Below are 13,617 nucleotides of genomic sequence, written 5' to 3' on the forward strand. Positions count from 1 at the left end.
CTCGAATTCCGCGGCCAGCTGGACCATTCGGTCGGCCGACGTGGCCAGCGCCGCGTACGCGACGAAGGAGCAAGCGGCGGTCGCTCGGACGCGAGCCATGAAGGGGCCGCGAACACCCAGCGCCGCAGGCGCTGCAAATCTGACCGTGTCAGAGGTGGTGCGTATGGTGCCCCTGTGGCAAAGACCAAGCCGACCTTCCGGTGCTCCGCCTGTTCGCACGAAGTCGCCAAGTGGGTGGGCAAGTGCCCGGAGTGCGGGGCTTGGGGCACGGTCGACGAGGTAGTCGTCGGGGCGGGGGCGGTCGGTTCTCCCGGGCGGAAGGCGATGTTGCCCAGCACCGCGGCCGCGCCGATTTCGCAGATCGACTCGAAGGTCACCCGAGCGCGGCCGACGGGCGTGAGCGAGCTGGATCGGGTGCTCGGCGGCGGGGTGGTGCCGGGCTCGGTGGTGTTGCTGTCCGGCGAGCCGGGAGTGGGCAAGTCGACGCTGCTGCTCGAGGTGGCGCATCGCTGGGCGGCCCAGCGCGGCGAGAAGTCGCTGTACGTCACCGCGGAGGAGTCGGCGGGGCAGGTGCGGTTGCGTGCCGATCGCACCGGCGCGGTGCACGACCGGGTCTATCTGGCGTCGGAATCGGATCTGTCGATCGTGCTCGGGCACGTCGAGCAGGTGCGGCCGACACTGCTGGTGGTCGACTCTGTGCAGACCATGCTCGCTCCGGAGGTGGACGGCGTGACCGGCGGAGTCACCCAGGTGCGCGAGGTGACCGCCGCGCTGACCTCGCTGGCCAAGACGAGCGGGATCGCCGTGCTGCTGGTCGGGCACGTCACCAAGGACGGCAACGTCGCGGGCCCGCGCACGCTCGAGCACCTGGTCGACGTGGTCCTGCAATTCGAGGGCGACAAGAACTCCACGCTGCGCATGGTGCGCGGCATCAAGAACCGCTTCGGCAGCGCCGACGAGGTGGGCTGCTTCGAACTGCACGAGGACGGCATCGCCTGCGTCGACGACCCGTCCGGCCTGTTCCTGCACCACCGCACCGATTCGGTGCCGGGCACGGCGGTGACCGTCGCGATGGACGGCAAACGCCCGCTGGTCGGCGAGGTGCAGGGCCTGACCGTGAAGACCGAGATTCCGCAGCCCCGCCGCGCGGTGAGCGGCCTGGACTACAACCGGGTCGCCATGGTGCTGGCCGTCCTGCAGAGCCGTGGCCGGGTGTTCCTCGGCAAGAGCGATGTATACGCCGCGACGGTCGGCGGCATGCGCCTGGTCGAGCCCTCCGCCGACCTGGCCATCGCGCTCGCCATCGCCAGCGCCGACTCCGATGTCCCGATCCCGCCGGGCTGGGTGATCCTCGGCGAGGTCGGCCTCGCGGGCGAGGTGCGCAAAGTGACCGGCCTCAACCGCAGGCTGGCCGAGGCCGAACGCCTCGGCTTCACCACCGCCCTGGTGCCGCCCGGCCTCGCGCCGGTGCAGAGCACCATGAAGATCCACGAGGTCACCGACCTCCGCTCCGCCATCCGCATAGCGGGCCTGCGCAAACTGCGCGCCGCAGTCCCCGAGGAAGCCGCCGGCTGATCCGGACGGCCGCTGAGCCCGCACAACGCGCGACCGAATCGCGGTGGAACAAGCGGCGATCACCCCTACCGACGCTCCAAGCGCCGCAGGCGCTGGAAAAACGAACACAGCTCAGGCGATGTTGAACGGCTCGGCCATGCTGCGCACCGAGCCGAGTTGCGCGACAACGCTGTAGGCCCCCGGCGGAACCGGAACCCGTTCGCCCGCGCAACTGGGCTGGGACGTGGTGCCCGACCAGGTCACCGTGAATGCCGCCTGCTCACCGCGACTCATCGTGCGAACGTCGGGCTGGCCGTCCGGATAGCAGTCGGTGCTCGACCACAGGCGCCGCTGACCGTCGAGCGTGTGCACGGAAACTTGTTGCAGACCGGAGCCCATGTCGCGGGTGCACGGCACCGCCGAGATGTTGGTGATGACGATCCCGAACACCGGCTGCTCACCGGTCTTGTACGTGGGCTGCTCGACGGTGACCTTGATGGCCAGCGATTGGTCCGGGCACGGGCCCGCCGCGACACCGGTGGCCGCCGCCGAGGTTTTCGGCGCGCCGGACTCACCCGACGGCTTGGCCGCCGCGTCGACGGGCTCGGCCGCGACCGAGCTGGACTCGGCGGCCCGGGTGTCACCGGGCGAGTCGCCCCCGCGCGCGACCGCGAGCACCACCCAGATCACCAGCGCCAGGGCGACCACCAGGATTCCGATGGCGAACACGCGTCGACGCCAGTAGATCTCCGGTGGCAGCGGTCCATTCGGTTCCAGCACGTCTCAACGGTAAGGGCACCATCGGGCGCACCGTCTCAGGGGCACGGCGTGTCGGCCGTCCGCCCCTGTCGGCGGCGAGTACATTCCGCCGCCACGCTGGGCCGACGGCGGGCGCGTCGCGGCGTCAGACCACCTCGCCGATATTGCCGACAACCCGGTGCAACTGCACTTTGCCCTCGGCCAGTTTGTAGGTCACGCAGGCGATGGCGAGCTCACCGGTGGCCACCCGCTGCGAGATGATCATCGACCGCTGCATGAGCAGGCGGCTGGTCTCCACCACGTGCCTGGCCTCCATCTCGTCGACGGTGGACAGGCCTTCGCGCCGCCCGATCAGAATGGAGGGCGTGACCCGCTCGACCACGCTGCGAATGAACCCGCCGGGGACCTCGCCGCCGTCCAGCGCGTCGATGGTGGCCTTCACGGCGCCGCAGCTGTCGTGCCCGAGCACTACGATGAGCGGCACGTTGAGCACCTGCACCCCGTACTCGATCGAGCCGAGCACCGAGCTGTCGACCACATGGCCCGCGGTACGTACCACGAACATGTCGCCGAGGCCCTGGTCGAAGATGAGTTCGGCGGCGACCCTGGAGTCGCCGCAACCGAACAGGATCGCGTGCGGATGCTGGCCGCTGACGAGCTTGGCCCGGTCCGCTGCGCCCTGGCTAGGATGCAGCAGTTCACCACTGACGAAGCGCTCGTTGCCTTCGCGCAAGGACTTCCAGGCACTGATCGGGTTGGAATCCGGCATACCGACCATTGTGCAGGATGGTTCCGGTTACCAGCGAGTTGGCCGGTTACAGGTGGGCAAATACCGCCTGGCAGCAGTAGGACGGGGACAGTGAGGGCAGTGCGGAACGGCGCACCGAAGAGTATCGACGCGGACACGTTGCTGGACTGGTACGGGGAGACCGCGCGGGATCTGCCGTGGCGCAGGCCCGGCGTCACCGCGTGGCAGATTCTGATGAGCGAGATCATGCTCCAGCAAACCCCGGTCGTGCGGGTCGAGCCGATCTGGCGGGAGTGGGTGGCGCGCTGGCCGGTCCCTTCGGCGATGGCCGCCTCCTCGCCTGCCGAGGTGCTGCGGGCCTGGGGAAAACTCGGCTATCCGCGCCGCGCGCTGCGGTTGCACGAGTGCGCCAGGGTGCTGGCGGCCGAGCACGGTGACGAGGTGCCCACCGACGTGGAGGTGCTGCTCGGGCTGCCGGGCATCGGGGCCTACACCGCGCGCGCCGTCGCCTGTTTCGCCTATGGCCAACGAGTTCCGGTGGTGGACACCAATGTCCGGCGGGTGGTTGCCAGGGCGGTGCACGGGCGCGCGGAAGCGGGCAACCCTTCGTCGCGGGACCTCCCCGACACCGAGGCGCTGCTCCCGCTTCAAGTCGACCGCGCCGCGGTGTTCTCCGCCGCCCTGATGGAACTGGGCGCGACCGTGTGCACCGCCCGCACCCCCGATTGCACGCGCTGTCCACTGCCGAGTTGCGCGTGGGTCGCCGCGGGCCGGCCGGTGAGCGAGGTGGTCCGCCGCACCCAGAAGTACGAGGGCACCGACCGCCAAGCCCGCGGTCGCCTGCTGGAGGTCCTGCGACAGGCCAGCGGGCCGGTGGAACGAATGCGCCTGGACATCGCCTGGACCCGCGATCCGGGCCAGCGCGACCGAGCCCTGGACTCGCTGCTACTGGACGGCCTGATCGAACAGACACCCGAAGGTTTGTTCGCCTTGGCGGGCGAAGGCGGGCACCCTGGCGCGACCGGCTGACCCGGAACCGGCCGCTGCGGCTCAGGTCCTCAGCACCCGCCGCAGGAAGCGCTCGACCTCCGCTCGGTAGCGCTCCGGTTGGTCGTCGTGCACGAGATGGCCTGCACCGGCGATCAGGGCGTAGTCGGCGCCCGGATGGGCGGCGGCCATCCGCCGCATCTGCCCCGGCGGAGTGATGCTGTGCTCGCCCTCCAGCAGCAGGGCCGGCACCCGCACCGCATGCCACTGCCGCCAGAAGTCGCGCGTTCCCCACTCCTCGGAGATATCGCGGAAGGTGGTGACCGAGCCGTGCAGCCGGTACCCCTCCGGCCCGCGCTCGAAGGAGTTCAGGAAGTACCGTCCGGCGACCGGCCCGAAAAAGGACAGCACGGCCTCGTCGTCGGGGAACGGCTGCGGCCAAGCCTCGATCATCGCCGCCCAGTGCGCGGCGGTGCGGCCGGTGAAGTCCGGTGCGATGTCCTCGATCACCAGCGCCCGGACCCGACCGGGGTGGGTCGCGGCGAACACCCAGCCGTGCAGCGCGCCCATCGAATGGCCGATCACCACCATCGGCTCGCCGATCGCCGCGGTGCCCGCGGCGAGATCCGCGACGAAGGCCTCGGTGGTCAGGTCCCCGGGCGCGGGCCTGCCGTGGCCCGCGGCGTCGAAGCTGTAGACATGACCGTATCCGCGCAGCCAGGCCAGCTGATCGCGCCAGGTGCGCGCGCTGCCCATCAGTCCGTGCAGCAGCAGGATCGGCGCGCCCGCTCCGCCTTCGTCGTGCAACATCGACTCGACAATACGAGGTACCGAGCGTCCGCTCGGCCGCAGCCGCTAGCTTGGACGCATGGCTGTTGTGAAGATCAACGCGATCGAGGTTCCCGAGGGCGCGGGCCCCGAATTGGAGAAGCGGTTCGCCCACCGTGCGCACGCGGTCGAGGGCTCCCCCGGCTTCCTCGGCTTCCAGCTACTCCGCCCCGTCGCCGGCGAGAAGCGGTATTTCGTTGTCACCCAGTGGGATTCGGAAGAATCCTTCGCGGCCTGGCGGGACGGGCCCGCACGCGAGGCGCACGCGGGCGAGCGGCAGAAGCCGGTCTCGACGGGCGCGTCCCTGCTCGAGTTCGAGGTCGTGCTCGACGTCGAGGCCAAGCCCGCGAACTGAGTCCGGCATCCGACGCCGGGCAGGTCCGCCTGCCCGGCGACTCGCCCGACGCCGTGGTACGCCCGTGCCGGACCTGGTTGACGCGGGGGGTGTGCGGGTGTCACAGTTCGAAGGACAAACGCGAGGGTGACGCGGTAATTCCGGTGAGATTCCGGAGCGGTCGCGCCACTGTGTTCCACGCACCGAGTCCGGTGCCGGAAAGCCAGACACCGGCACCGTCGCGCCACCACCGGACGGGACGCGTATCCCAAGGAGGACTCGAATGGCCATCGCGCATACACCCAGCCGGGCAACTGATTCCCTGGCCGCCGTGCTCGTCACGGTCGGTGTCGTTCTTCTCGCATTGCTCACGCTCTACCTGGTCGGCTTCGACCAGGGTGTCATCTCGCGCGGCGGGATGTATCTGCATGAGCTGATGCACGACGGACGCCACCTGCTGGGGCTCCCGTGCCATTGATCGGTTCGCTCCGAACACTGCTGCTTCGCGGCCTGCTGGCCGGCCTCATCGCCGGCCTGCTGGCCGCGACAGTCGGTTACTTCGTCGGCGAACCGAGGGTGGACGCCGCCATCGCGATCGAGGAAGCGGGCTCCGCCGCCGGGCACACCCATGGCGAGCACGCGGAATCGACAGCCGGGCATTCCCACGGCGACGAGGAAGAACCGCTGGTGAGCCGCGGCGGCCAGAAGTTCGGACAGTTCCTCGCCCTCGGGTTGGCCGGGCTCGCGCTCGGCGCCATCTACGCCTCGGTCGCGCATTTCGCGCGGCGCTACACCGCACTGTCCGGCCCACGGCTCGCCCTGGCGCTCGGCGTCGCGGGCTGGGCGGCGATCGTCGCGGTGCCGTTCTTCAAATATCCGGCGAATCCACCGGCGGTGGGTGATCCGGACACCATCAACGAGCGCACCCTGCTGTGGCTGGCCGCGGTCGTACTGGGCCTGGTGGCCGTCGGCGCGGCGGTCGCGGCGTTCACCGCGCTGCGCGCGCAACTTCCCACGTTCCGCATGATCGGCGGTGTCGCGGCGTTCGTCCTGGTGACGGCGCTCGGTTACGTCCTGCTGCCCGGCGTGAACGAGGTGAGCGCGGACTTCCCGGCCACCCTGCTGTGGCAGTTCCGGGTGGCGTCGCTGGCCGAGACCGCGACCCTGTGGGCCTGTCTCGGCCTCGGCTTCGCAGCGCTGACCGAGTTCGCGACCCGCACCGATACTCCGGTACCGGTGGCCGCCGCTACCGCGGGGTGATTCGCGTCCGGAAGCGCTGAGGCAGTGTCGGTCCCATGACCGGCACTGCCTTTTCCGTCTGGCCCGTATCGCCGCGCGCCCATTCCGCTGCACCGCCGCGCGCCGTCCGCGTCGCGTTCGTCGCTCTGACCGTCGCTGTGCTCGCGGGCGCCGCGGAGGCCGGCGTGCGGGCCGCCCGGGCTTTCCCGGGAACCGACACGGCGAGTCCGGCCACCGGGTTGGGGGTGCGCACGGCGATCTACGTTCTGGTGCTGGCCGTCGCGGTGCGCATGACCTACGGCGACCGCTGGGCCCGCCTGCTGATCACCGTCGGCATCGGCGGGTTCGGCCTGTTGTCACTGATCATCGAGCCGCTCGCCGCGGCCATGTCGGCGAACGAACTGCGCGACCTCGTCCGGGACGCCGGTCCCGCATCCCTGCTACTGGCCGCCCTCCGCATCGTCCACGTCTTCGCCGTGCTGGTCGCCGTCCCCGCGCTCTACACCCGCCCCGCCCGCCACTACTTTCGCAAGCGCTGACACGCGCGCTTCGCGCCCCGCCTCCGCCGAGGGTGCGGGGCACGAAGCGGTGGCACTAAGCGAGAGCCGCGTCCAAGGTGATGTGGTCGACCCCGGCGAGGGCCTTGCTGACGGGGCAGCCGGCCTTGGCGGCCTCGGCGGCGGCCTGGAAGGCGTCGGCGTCGATGCCCGAGACGCGACCGCGGACGGTCAGCTGGATCCCGGTGATCCGGAAGCCGCCCGCCGGGTCGGGGCCGAGGGTCACGTCGGCGGTGACGTCCAGGTTCTCCGGGGTACCGCCCGCATTGCCGATCTGCGCCGACAGCGCCATCGCGTAGCAGGAGGAGTGCGCGGCCGCGATCAGTTCCTCCGGACTGGTGGTGCCGTCGGCTTCCTCGGCGGAACGCTTGGGGAACGACACGTCGTACTTACCGACCCCTGAACTGGCCAGTTCGACCTGTCCCGAACCCTCCTGAAGGGTGCCGGTCCAAGCGGTACGCGCGGTACGTGTGGGCATCACGGTCCTTTCGCCGATGATCGTTTGACGATTCAGCACGAAACCTACCCCGGCGGACACGCCCCGGCCCACCGGTTCGCCGATCGCGTTCGCCGCGGCGCACCGCTCACTCCCCGCCGGTAAACCACGGACGCTCAGGCGATTCCGCGCCGTCGACGACGTGTCCTCACTCCGGATTCGTGACTCTGGCCAGCACGATGCCGCCGAGGATCAACGCGAGCGCCAGGAGCCGGCCCGCGCTGAGCGGGTCCTTGTGGACGGCGATGCCGAGGGTGATCGCGCCGAGCGCGCCGATGCCGGTGAACACCGCGTAGGCGGTGCCGACCGGCAACGTCTGCATGGCGCGCGACAGCAGGTACACGGCCGTGACACCGAGAACGACGCAGACCAGCGTCGGAACGAGTTTGGTGAAATTCTCGGTCGGTTTGATGCTTTGCGACCAGACGATCTCCACCAGCCCGGCGACGGCGAGAACTACCCAGTTCACCTCAGTACTCCCCGGCCAGAGCACGAACGGCGGCCGCAGCGCGGGCGTAGGACGTGTCGTGCTCGGCGCGTTTGTGTGCCAAAGCCGGGTCTTGGCGGGAATTGGCCAATTCCGCATGCACGAACACGGTGTCGGACACGCCGAAATGACCCGCGAAGAAGTCGCGCAGGAAGCGCTCCTGATAGTCGTAGGCCGCTTTCGGAGCGCCCGGCGAGTAAGCGCCGCCGCGGGCGCCGGCTACGACGAACCTCCGGTGCCCCAGCGACATGCGCGGAAAGGTCACCTGGTCCAGCCATGCTTTGAGCGAAGCCGGGATCGAGTAGTTGTACATCGGGGTGCCGATCAGGATCACGTCCGCCGCGAGCAATTCGGCCAGCAGCGGCTCGATGATCTTCCACGCGGCGGCCTGCTCCGGGGTCCGCACCAATTCACCGAGCCGTTCCGGGTCCGTGCTCGGCAGGGCCAGCACGGCGTCGCACAGCTCGGTCCACGCCGCCCCGATGAACGGCACCGGCTCTGCCGCGAGGTCGCGGTAGCGATAGCCACCGTCCGGATGGCGTGCGCGCCACGCGTCGGCGAAGGCCGCGCTCAGCTCCCGGCTGATCGACTGCCGCCGGGCGCTGGCGTCGAGGTGCAAGAGCGTGCTCATGATCCGACCTCCAAATAAGTGGACACAATGTCCAATTTTAACGCCCTCCACCATACGAGCGAACCGGACAGATTGTCCAGTTGTTGCCGAATCGGCTAGAGTCGCGGCATGGAACCCCGACCCGACCTGCTCGCCGGTGCAGTGCCGGGCCGGTCGGCGGCGCCGGAACGAGCCGACGCTGCCCGCAACCGGGCCAAAGTGCTCGCCGCCGCCGCGGAATTGTTCGCCACCCGCGACCCCCGCACGGTCACGATGGACGACATCGCGAAGGCCGCCGGTGTCGGCCGAGGCACCCTGTATCGGCGTTATCCGGACACCAACTCGGTCGCGGTGGCCCTGCTGGACGAACACGAGCGGGCACTGCAAGCGAAACTGCTCTCCGGTCCGCCGCCGCTCGGCCCCGGAGCGCCCGCGGCGCAGCGGCTGGCCGCGTTCTACGCCGCGATGGTCGAATTGCTGGACGCGCACGCGCATCTCGTGCTCGGCGCCGAGATCGGCGGAGCTCGCTTCGCCACCGGGGCTTACGGATTCTGGTACGCACACGTGCGAGCCCTGTTGTCGGCGGCGGGGATTCGCGAGCCGGACGCGATGGTCGACCCGCTCCTCGCTCCCTTGGCCGCCGAGGTCTATCGGCAGCAGCGCGAACGCGGCTTGACTTCCGAACAGATCACCGGCGCGCTTCGGGTGATCGCGGAAACCGTTCTGGGGGCCCCACCAGCGGTTTCACCCCTCTGGTAACTCACACCAGATCGCGTTTGCGCATCAGCCAGATCGTGCAGGCCGCGAACAGCACCACGTAGACGACCAGCACGACCACCGATTCGGACCGCGAAAGCACCTGCGACACACCGGGCGTGGCGGGCCCGTCCACGGTGCGCATCGCCCCCGCCAGCGATCCCGCGGCGGTGCCGGGCAGATGATCGGTGATCACCTCGATCGGCGCGAAGATCGCGGCGACGCCGCGCAAAAGGTTCTCCACCACCAGCACCCAGACCAAGCCGAGCCCCACCGCGAGCGCGGGCCCACGGGCGACCGCACCGATCAGCGCACCCGCCAGTGTCCACATACCGAGAATCAGGACGCCGGTGAGGATTCCGAGCATCGACCGGTCCAGTCCCGGCAGCGCGAGCGACTGCGACTGGAAAGCCGCGATCAGCGCGGCGACGGAGAGGTCGACCACGAACGCCGTGCACACCAACGCCACCACCACGCCGGCGAGACTCACCACCACGGCGGCGACCGCCTGCACCCGCGAAGGCCCCTGGGTGAATACGGTCTTCCAGGTCCCCCAGCCGTATCCGCTGCCGACGGCCAGGGCGCCGAGGATGAGCATCAGCGCGCCGCCGAACATGGCCATTCCTTGGGTGAACACTTCGGGCACCGCGGCAGGCAACATCTGCCGCAGCAACGCCTCGCGGGGCAGTCCGTTGGACATCCGGCTCGATTCCCCCGAGGTGTAGGCCAGATAGTTGAACAGATAGGCGAACGTGAGATTCAGCAGAAGCCACGTGCCGAGAAGGATCCAGAACGCGGGCCACTTCCGCAGTCGCAGCATTTCGGCCTTCGTACTCGCGACCGCATCGCGGATCGCCGTGCCGTTCATCGCGCGGCCTCCCATCGCGTCATCTCGAAGAACGCTTCCTCCAGAGACTTCTCTTCGACGCGCAGCTCGAGCAGGTCCGCTCCCGACGCCACGACCGCACGCGCCACGGCGGGCGCGGTGACGGTGTCCGACTCGATCCGGATACCGCTCGCGGTCAACAGCGCCGAACGTTCGCCCACCAGCCGTCGCACCGCGGGCAGGGCCACCTCCAGCGGGTCGGCCCGCACCACCAGTGCCGAATTTCCGCGCAACTGCGCGACCGTCGCTTCGGTGAGCAGCCTGCCCTGCGAGATCACGCCGACCCGGTCGCAAATCGCCTGGACTTCACTGAGCATGTGGCTCGACAGCAGTACCGTGTGCCCCTCGGCGGCCAAAGCGGTGATCAGCTCCCGCATCTCGGCCATCCCGGCGGGGTCGAGGCCATTGGTCGGCTCGTCCAGAACGAGCAGGTCGGGGCTGCCGAGCAAGGCGGCGCCCACACCGAGGCGCTGTTTCATCCCGAGCGAGTAGGTGCGGTACCTGTCCTCGGCGCGGCCCGCCAGCCCGACTCGTTCGAGCGCGGCGTCGACCTCCGGCCGGCCGAGCCCGCGATACTCGGCGAGCACGCGCAGGTTGTCCCGGCCGGAGAGGTAGGGGTAGAAGCCGGGACCTTCGATGAGCACGCCGATCCGGCGCACCACCGCGGGATCGCCGGGACGATGCCCCGCGACGGTGGCCGTGCCCTCGGTGGGACGGATCAGCCCGGCCAGCATGCGCAGGGTGGTGGTCTTACCGGCGCCGTTCGGCCCGAGAAAGCCGTAAATCTCGCCGGACGCGACGGTCATGCTCACATCGTCGACAGCGGTTTGCTCGCCGTAGCGCTTGGTCAGCCCTCGGGTGACCACGATCGAATCTGTCATGCACCGAGAATCCGCCGCCGCCCCCGGTGCGGACATCCGCCACCGGGCGATGGTCGGCATACGTAACCAGGACGACGGGCGACCGCTCACGGGTCTGCGCCTCAGCGCTCACCCATGGCCCACGCCATACCGCTCCCACTCGTGGCCCACCACGCACGGCTTATGTTCACCGGCCACGTCTCACTGCCCATCACTCCGAACTCACGGCCACGAGCCACCAGCCACCAGCCACGAGTTCCCTGCCACGAGCCACGACCCCCCGGGGCCACCGGCCACCAGCCACCAGCCAGGAGCCACCAGCCAGGAGCCAGGAGCCAGGAGCCAGGAGCCAGGAGCCAGGAGCCAGGAGCCAGGAGCCAGGAGCCAGCGTTACAGCTATGTCGGATCGCGTGCCAGACCGGCGCGGGCAGCGGGCGTGCCAAGACTTTCGCCGGGGACCGAATCTGCGGGAAATGCCGAATCGGTGCAATTCTCCCGAAATACGTTGCCAGGCGGACGTCGAATCGTGGCCGAGCCGCATAGGCTACGTGGGTGCGGGTGGCAGGGATTACGGATCGAAGCTCGGTCGGCTTGGACTGGGGAGTCGCGCTCGTCGTGGCCGCGGTTCAGGTGGTCGGGGGCACCTTCGCGAACATGCGGCAGACCGGGGTGCACTCGCTCGACGTGCTCGGTTACCTGCTGCTGCTGGCCGGGCCCGCGGCGCTGATCCGGCGCCGGGCGCAGCCGCTGCCCGTGCTGATCGTCGTCCTCGCCGTGTGTCTCGCCTATTTCCTGCGCGGCTACGGGTACGGGCCGATCTTCGTCTCGCTGGTCGTCGCCTTCTTGACCGCCGCGAGCAGCGGATCACGGTGGTGGACTTACCCGCTCGTCCCGCTCGGGTATCTGGCGCTGGTCTGGCCGCTGCCCGCGCAGCTGGGCCACCCCGCCAACCTGTGGCAGGTCTTCGCGCTGATGGCGTGGCTGGCGATACTGCTGCTGGTGGCCGAAGGAATCCGGCAGCGCAAGGCCGTCCTCGTCGCCCGCAGGCAGCGCGCCGAGTCGGCGCGCCGGGACGAGGAAGCGCAGCGCGAGCGGCGCGCCAGCGAGGAGCGCCTCGCCATCGCGCGCGAGTTGCACGACGTGCTGGCGCACAGTCTGTCGATGATCAACGTGCAATCCTCGGTGGCGCTGGAATTGCTCGACAAACGTCCGGAGCAGGCGGAAACAGCGCTCACGGCGATCAAGAACGCCAGTCGCGACGCACTCGCCGAGGTGCACGCGCTCCTGCACACGATCCGCTCCGGAACCGCCACCGCCGCGCCCGACGAGCAACCGTCCACTGCCGACGCGGAGGAGACCGGTCGCCGACGGCCTCGCCGCGCCGCCCGCAAAGACCGCAATTCCGCTGCGGCCGAGCAGGATTCGAATCGCGACGACGACCTCGAGCAGGCTTCGGCGACGGCGGCCGAGCCGCCTCCCGCACCTCGTGCGCCCGCTCCGAGCATCAGCGACCTGGACGATCTGCTGCTGCGTCCGCGCACCACCGGTCTGACGGTCGGCACCCGAGTGCTCGGCACCCCGCAGCAGCTGCCCAGCTTGATCGACGTGGCGGCGGCGCGGATCGTCCAGGAGTCCCTGACCAACGTCCTCCGGCACGCCCCGGGCGCCGACGCCACGGTGACCGTGCGCTACACCCCGGACTCGGTCGACATCACCGTCGACAACACCCGCCCCACCAGTGCCCCCGCGCGTTCCGGCACCGGCGGCGGCAACGGCATCATCGGCATGCGCGAGCGCACCCACGCACTCGGCGGCGCTCTCACCGCCGGTCCACGCCCCAGCGGCGGTTTCCGGGTCGCGGCCCGGTTACCCACGCGTGCGCCCGAACCCGGTGCGCAGGCCGGCTCGACGGCACCGGCAACCCCGGCCCGTCGCACGACGCCGGCAGCGGCAGCGGAACGGGACCCGGCTACTGGGAGCACATCGCCCCACTCCGCCTCGACAGCGATAAAACCGTCGCGGAGCGGCATGGCCTCGGATGCGCCGGAGCCGGGCCCTCGCACATCGAGCGCGTCCACACCCAGCGCCACGGCGGCGAGCAGACCGGCGCGGAGCAGCAGCACGCCGGAACACGACACCGATGCAACCAGCACGTCGACGCAGAGCGCCTCGACAAGGAGAAGGCCGACGCAGGACAGCATGGCATCGGGCCCGCCGGAACGGGGCGCCGCGACAGCGAGCAGGCCGACGGACAGCGCCTCGACCGGCCGAGGACCGGCGCCGGACGCCACAGCAACGGGCGCGCCGGAGCAGAGTGCCGCGGGGTCGGGCACCTCGCCGACGAGTACCGGGGCAGTGGAATCAACGGCCACGGGCACCGCGAGTACCGCCCGCTCGAGCGAGACCGAGTCACCCGCGAAGCCCGGCCGCCCCGCCGATGCGGCCGCCCGACCGAGCACCTCGGCCGGTCGCGGGCAGCGCTGACGGGACCACGCGGCCCCACGGCAGAGGAGACG

General features: G+C 70.1%; 16 protein-coding genes and 1 riboswitch. Of the genes, 8 read left to right on the top strand and 8 right to left on the bottom strand.

Annotation, left to right across the window (positions count from 1 at the left end):
* The first annotated feature begins 174 nt into the window (after positions 1–174).
* Positions 175–1,575, top strand: a complete 1,401-nt coding sequence (gene radA / locus ABZ420_RS25675) for a DNA repair protein RadA (protein WP_357127509.1) — start codon at positions 175–177, stop codon at positions 1,573–1,575.
* A 111-nt stretch (positions 1,576–1,686) separates the two neighbouring features.
* Here radA and ABZ420_RS25680 read toward each other — a convergent pair whose 3' ends face one another.
* Both ABZ420_RS25680 and ABZ420_RS25685 read right to left on the bottom strand, forming a co-directional pair.
* Positions 1,687–2,334, bottom strand: a complete 648-nt coding sequence (locus tag ABZ420_RS25680; RefSeq protein WP_357127511.1) for a hypothetical protein — start codon at positions 2,332–2,334, stop codon at positions 1,687–1,689.
* A gap of 124 nt (positions 2,335–2,458) precedes the next feature.
* Entirely contained in the window at positions 2,459–3,082 is a 624-nt protein-coding gene (locus ABZ420_RS25685; protein WP_040864678.1) for a carbonic anhydrase, read from the bottom strand.
* Positions 3,083–3,172: 90 nt separating this feature from the next.
* On the opposite strand from ABZ420_RS25685, the gene ABZ420_RS25690 reads away from it, so the two are divergent.
* Complete coding sequence (locus ABZ420_RS25690; RefSeq protein ID WP_357127515.1) at positions 3,173–4,090, top strand: A/G-specific adenine glycosylase; 918 nt, start codon at positions 3,173–3,175, stop codon at positions 4,088–4,090.
* Positions 4,091–4,111: 21 nt separating this feature from the next.
* Here the strand turns inward: ABZ420_RS25690 and ABZ420_RS25695 are convergent, their stop codons facing one another.
* Positions 4,112–4,858, bottom strand: a complete 747-nt coding sequence (locus tag ABZ420_RS25695; protein ID WP_357127518.1) for an alpha/beta hydrolase — start codon at positions 4,856–4,858, stop codon at positions 4,112–4,114.
* Between the two features lie 58 nt (positions 4,859–4,916).
* On the opposite strand from ABZ420_RS25695, the gene mhuD reads away from it, so the two are divergent.
* From mhuD to ABZ420_RS25715, 4 genes are all read left to right on the top strand, one after another.
* Positions 4,917–5,231 carry a mycobilin-forming heme oxygenase MhuD gene (gene mhuD, locus ABZ420_RS25700; RefSeq protein ID WP_040864550.1) on the top strand — a complete coding sequence of 105 codons (315 nt, stop codon included), beginning with the start codon at positions 4,917–4,919 and terminating at the stop codon, positions 5,229–5,231.
* A gap of 80 nt (positions 5,232–5,311) precedes the next feature.
* Positions 5,312–5,464: riboswitch (cobalamin riboswitch) on the top strand.
* Positions 5,465–5,493: 29 nt separating this feature from the next.
* Positions 5,494–5,688, top strand: a complete 195-nt coding sequence (locus tag ABZ420_RS25705; RefSeq protein WP_357127521.1) for a CbtB-domain containing protein — start codon at positions 5,494–5,496, stop codon at positions 5,686–5,688.
* Positions 5,679–6,470: a CbtA family protein gene (locus tag ABZ420_RS25710; protein ID WP_357127524.1), complete on the top strand. Its 792-nt coding sequence runs from the start codon at positions 5,679–5,681 to the stop codon at positions 6,468–6,470. Before ABZ420_RS25705 ends, ABZ420_RS25710 begins: the two co-directional genes overlap by 10 nt.
* 35 nt (positions 6,471–6,505) lie before the next feature.
* The gene (locus ABZ420_RS25715) at positions 6,506–6,988 is read left to right on the top strand and encodes a hypothetical protein (RefSeq protein WP_357127527.1); all 483 of its coding nucleotides are present in this window, start codon (positions 6,506–6,508) and stop codon (positions 6,986–6,988) included.
* 55 nt (positions 6,989–7,043) lie between these two features.
* On the opposite strand, the gene ABZ420_RS25720 is transcribed toward ABZ420_RS25715, so the two are convergent.
* From ABZ420_RS25720 to ABZ420_RS25730, 3 genes are all read right to left on the bottom strand, one after another.
* Positions 7,044–7,484 carry an OsmC family peroxiredoxin gene (locus tag ABZ420_RS25720; protein ID WP_357127530.1) on the bottom strand — a complete coding sequence of 147 codons (441 nt, stop codon included), beginning with the start codon at positions 7,482–7,484 and terminating at the stop codon, positions 7,044–7,046.
* A gap of 166 nt (positions 7,485–7,650) precedes the next feature.
* Positions 7,651–7,971, bottom strand: coding sequence for an SMR family transporter (locus ABZ420_RS25725; RefSeq protein ID WP_357127533.1), 321 nt, complete (start codon positions 7,969–7,971; stop codon positions 7,651–7,653).
* A gap of 1 nt (position 7,972) precedes the next feature.
* Complete coding sequence (locus ABZ420_RS25730) at positions 7,973–8,620, bottom strand: NAD(P)H-dependent oxidoreductase (protein WP_357127535.1); 648 nt, start codon at positions 8,618–8,620, stop codon at positions 7,973–7,975.
* A 108-nt stretch (positions 8,621–8,728) separates the two neighbouring features.
* Here ABZ420_RS25730 and ABZ420_RS25735 point away from each other — a divergent pair, with 108 nt between their 5' ends.
* A complete protein-coding gene (locus ABZ420_RS25735) occupies positions 8,729–9,358 on the top strand; it encodes a helix-turn-helix domain-containing protein (RefSeq protein ID WP_357127538.1) in 630 nt (209 codons plus the stop codon).
* A 1-nt stretch (position 9,359) separates the two neighbouring features.
* Here ABZ420_RS25735 and ABZ420_RS25740 read toward each other — a convergent pair whose 3' ends face one another.
* The gene (locus tag ABZ420_RS25740) at positions 9,360–10,223 is read right to left on the bottom strand and encodes an ABC transporter permease (RefSeq protein WP_357127541.1); all 864 of its coding nucleotides are present in this window, start codon (positions 10,221–10,223) and stop codon (positions 9,360–9,362) included.
* Positions 10,220–11,122 (bottom strand): ABC transporter ATP-binding protein, encoded by a 903-nt coding sequence (locus ABZ420_RS25745; RefSeq protein ID WP_357127544.1) that lies wholly within the window; start codon positions 11,120–11,122, stop codon positions 10,220–10,222. Before ABZ420_RS25745 ends, ABZ420_RS25740 begins: the two co-directional genes overlap by 4 nt.
* A 537-nt stretch (positions 11,123–11,659) precedes the next feature.
* Between ABZ420_RS25745 and ABZ420_RS25750 the strand changes: the two genes are divergently transcribed.
* Positions 11,660–13,585 carry a histidine kinase gene (locus tag ABZ420_RS25750; protein ID WP_357127547.1) on the top strand — a complete coding sequence of 642 codons (1,926 nt, stop codon included), beginning with the start codon at positions 11,660–11,662 and terminating at the stop codon, positions 13,583–13,585.
* Positions 13,586–13,617: the final 32 nt, after the last annotated feature.

The organism is Nocardia sp. NPDC005745, from assembly GCF_040630775.1.
Lineage (GTDB): Bacteria > Actinomycetota > Actinomycetes > Mycobacteriales > Mycobacteriaceae > Nocardia.

Bases quoted from the DNA above. Each gene is read 5' to 3' on its own strand.
- ABZ420_RS25745 (WP_357127544.1), bottom strand. From the start codon at position 11,122: ATGACAGATTCGATCGTGGTCACCCGAGGGCTGACCAAGCGCTACGGC.
- mhuD (WP_040864550.1), top strand. From the start codon at position 4,917: ATGGCTGTTGTGAAGATCAACGCGATCGAGGTTCCCGAGGGCGCGGGC.
- ABZ420_RS25720 (WP_357127530.1), bottom strand. From the start codon at position 7,484: ATGCCCACACGTACCGCGCGTACCGCTTGGACCGGCACCCTTCAGGAG.
- ABZ420_RS25735 (WP_357127538.1), top strand. From the start codon at position 8,729: ATGGAACCCCGACCCGACCTGCTCGCCGGTGCAGTGCCGGGCCGGTCG.
- ABZ420_RS25685 (WP_040864678.1), bottom strand. From the start codon at position 3,082: ATGCCGGATTCCAACCCGATCAGTGCCTGGAAGTCCTTGCGCGAAGGC.
- ABZ420_RS25730 (WP_357127535.1), bottom strand. From the start codon at position 8,620: ATGAGCACGCTCTTGCACCTCGACGCCAGCGCCCGGCGGCAGTCGATC.
- ABZ420_RS25740 (WP_357127541.1), bottom strand. From the start codon at position 10,223: ATGAACGGCACGGCGATCCGCGATGCGGTCGCGAGTACGAAGGCCGAA.
- ABZ420_RS25705 (WP_357127521.1), top strand. From the start codon at position 5,494: ATGGCCATCGCGCATACACCCAGCCGGGCAACTGATTCCCTGGCCGCC.
- ABZ420_RS25715 (WP_357127527.1), top strand. From the start codon at position 6,506: ATGACCGGCACTGCCTTTTCCGTCTGGCCCGTATCGCCGCGCGCCCAT.
- ABZ420_RS25695 (WP_357127518.1), bottom strand. From the start codon at position 4,858: ATGTTGCACGACGAAGGCGGAGCGGGCGCGCCGATCCTGCTGCTGCAC.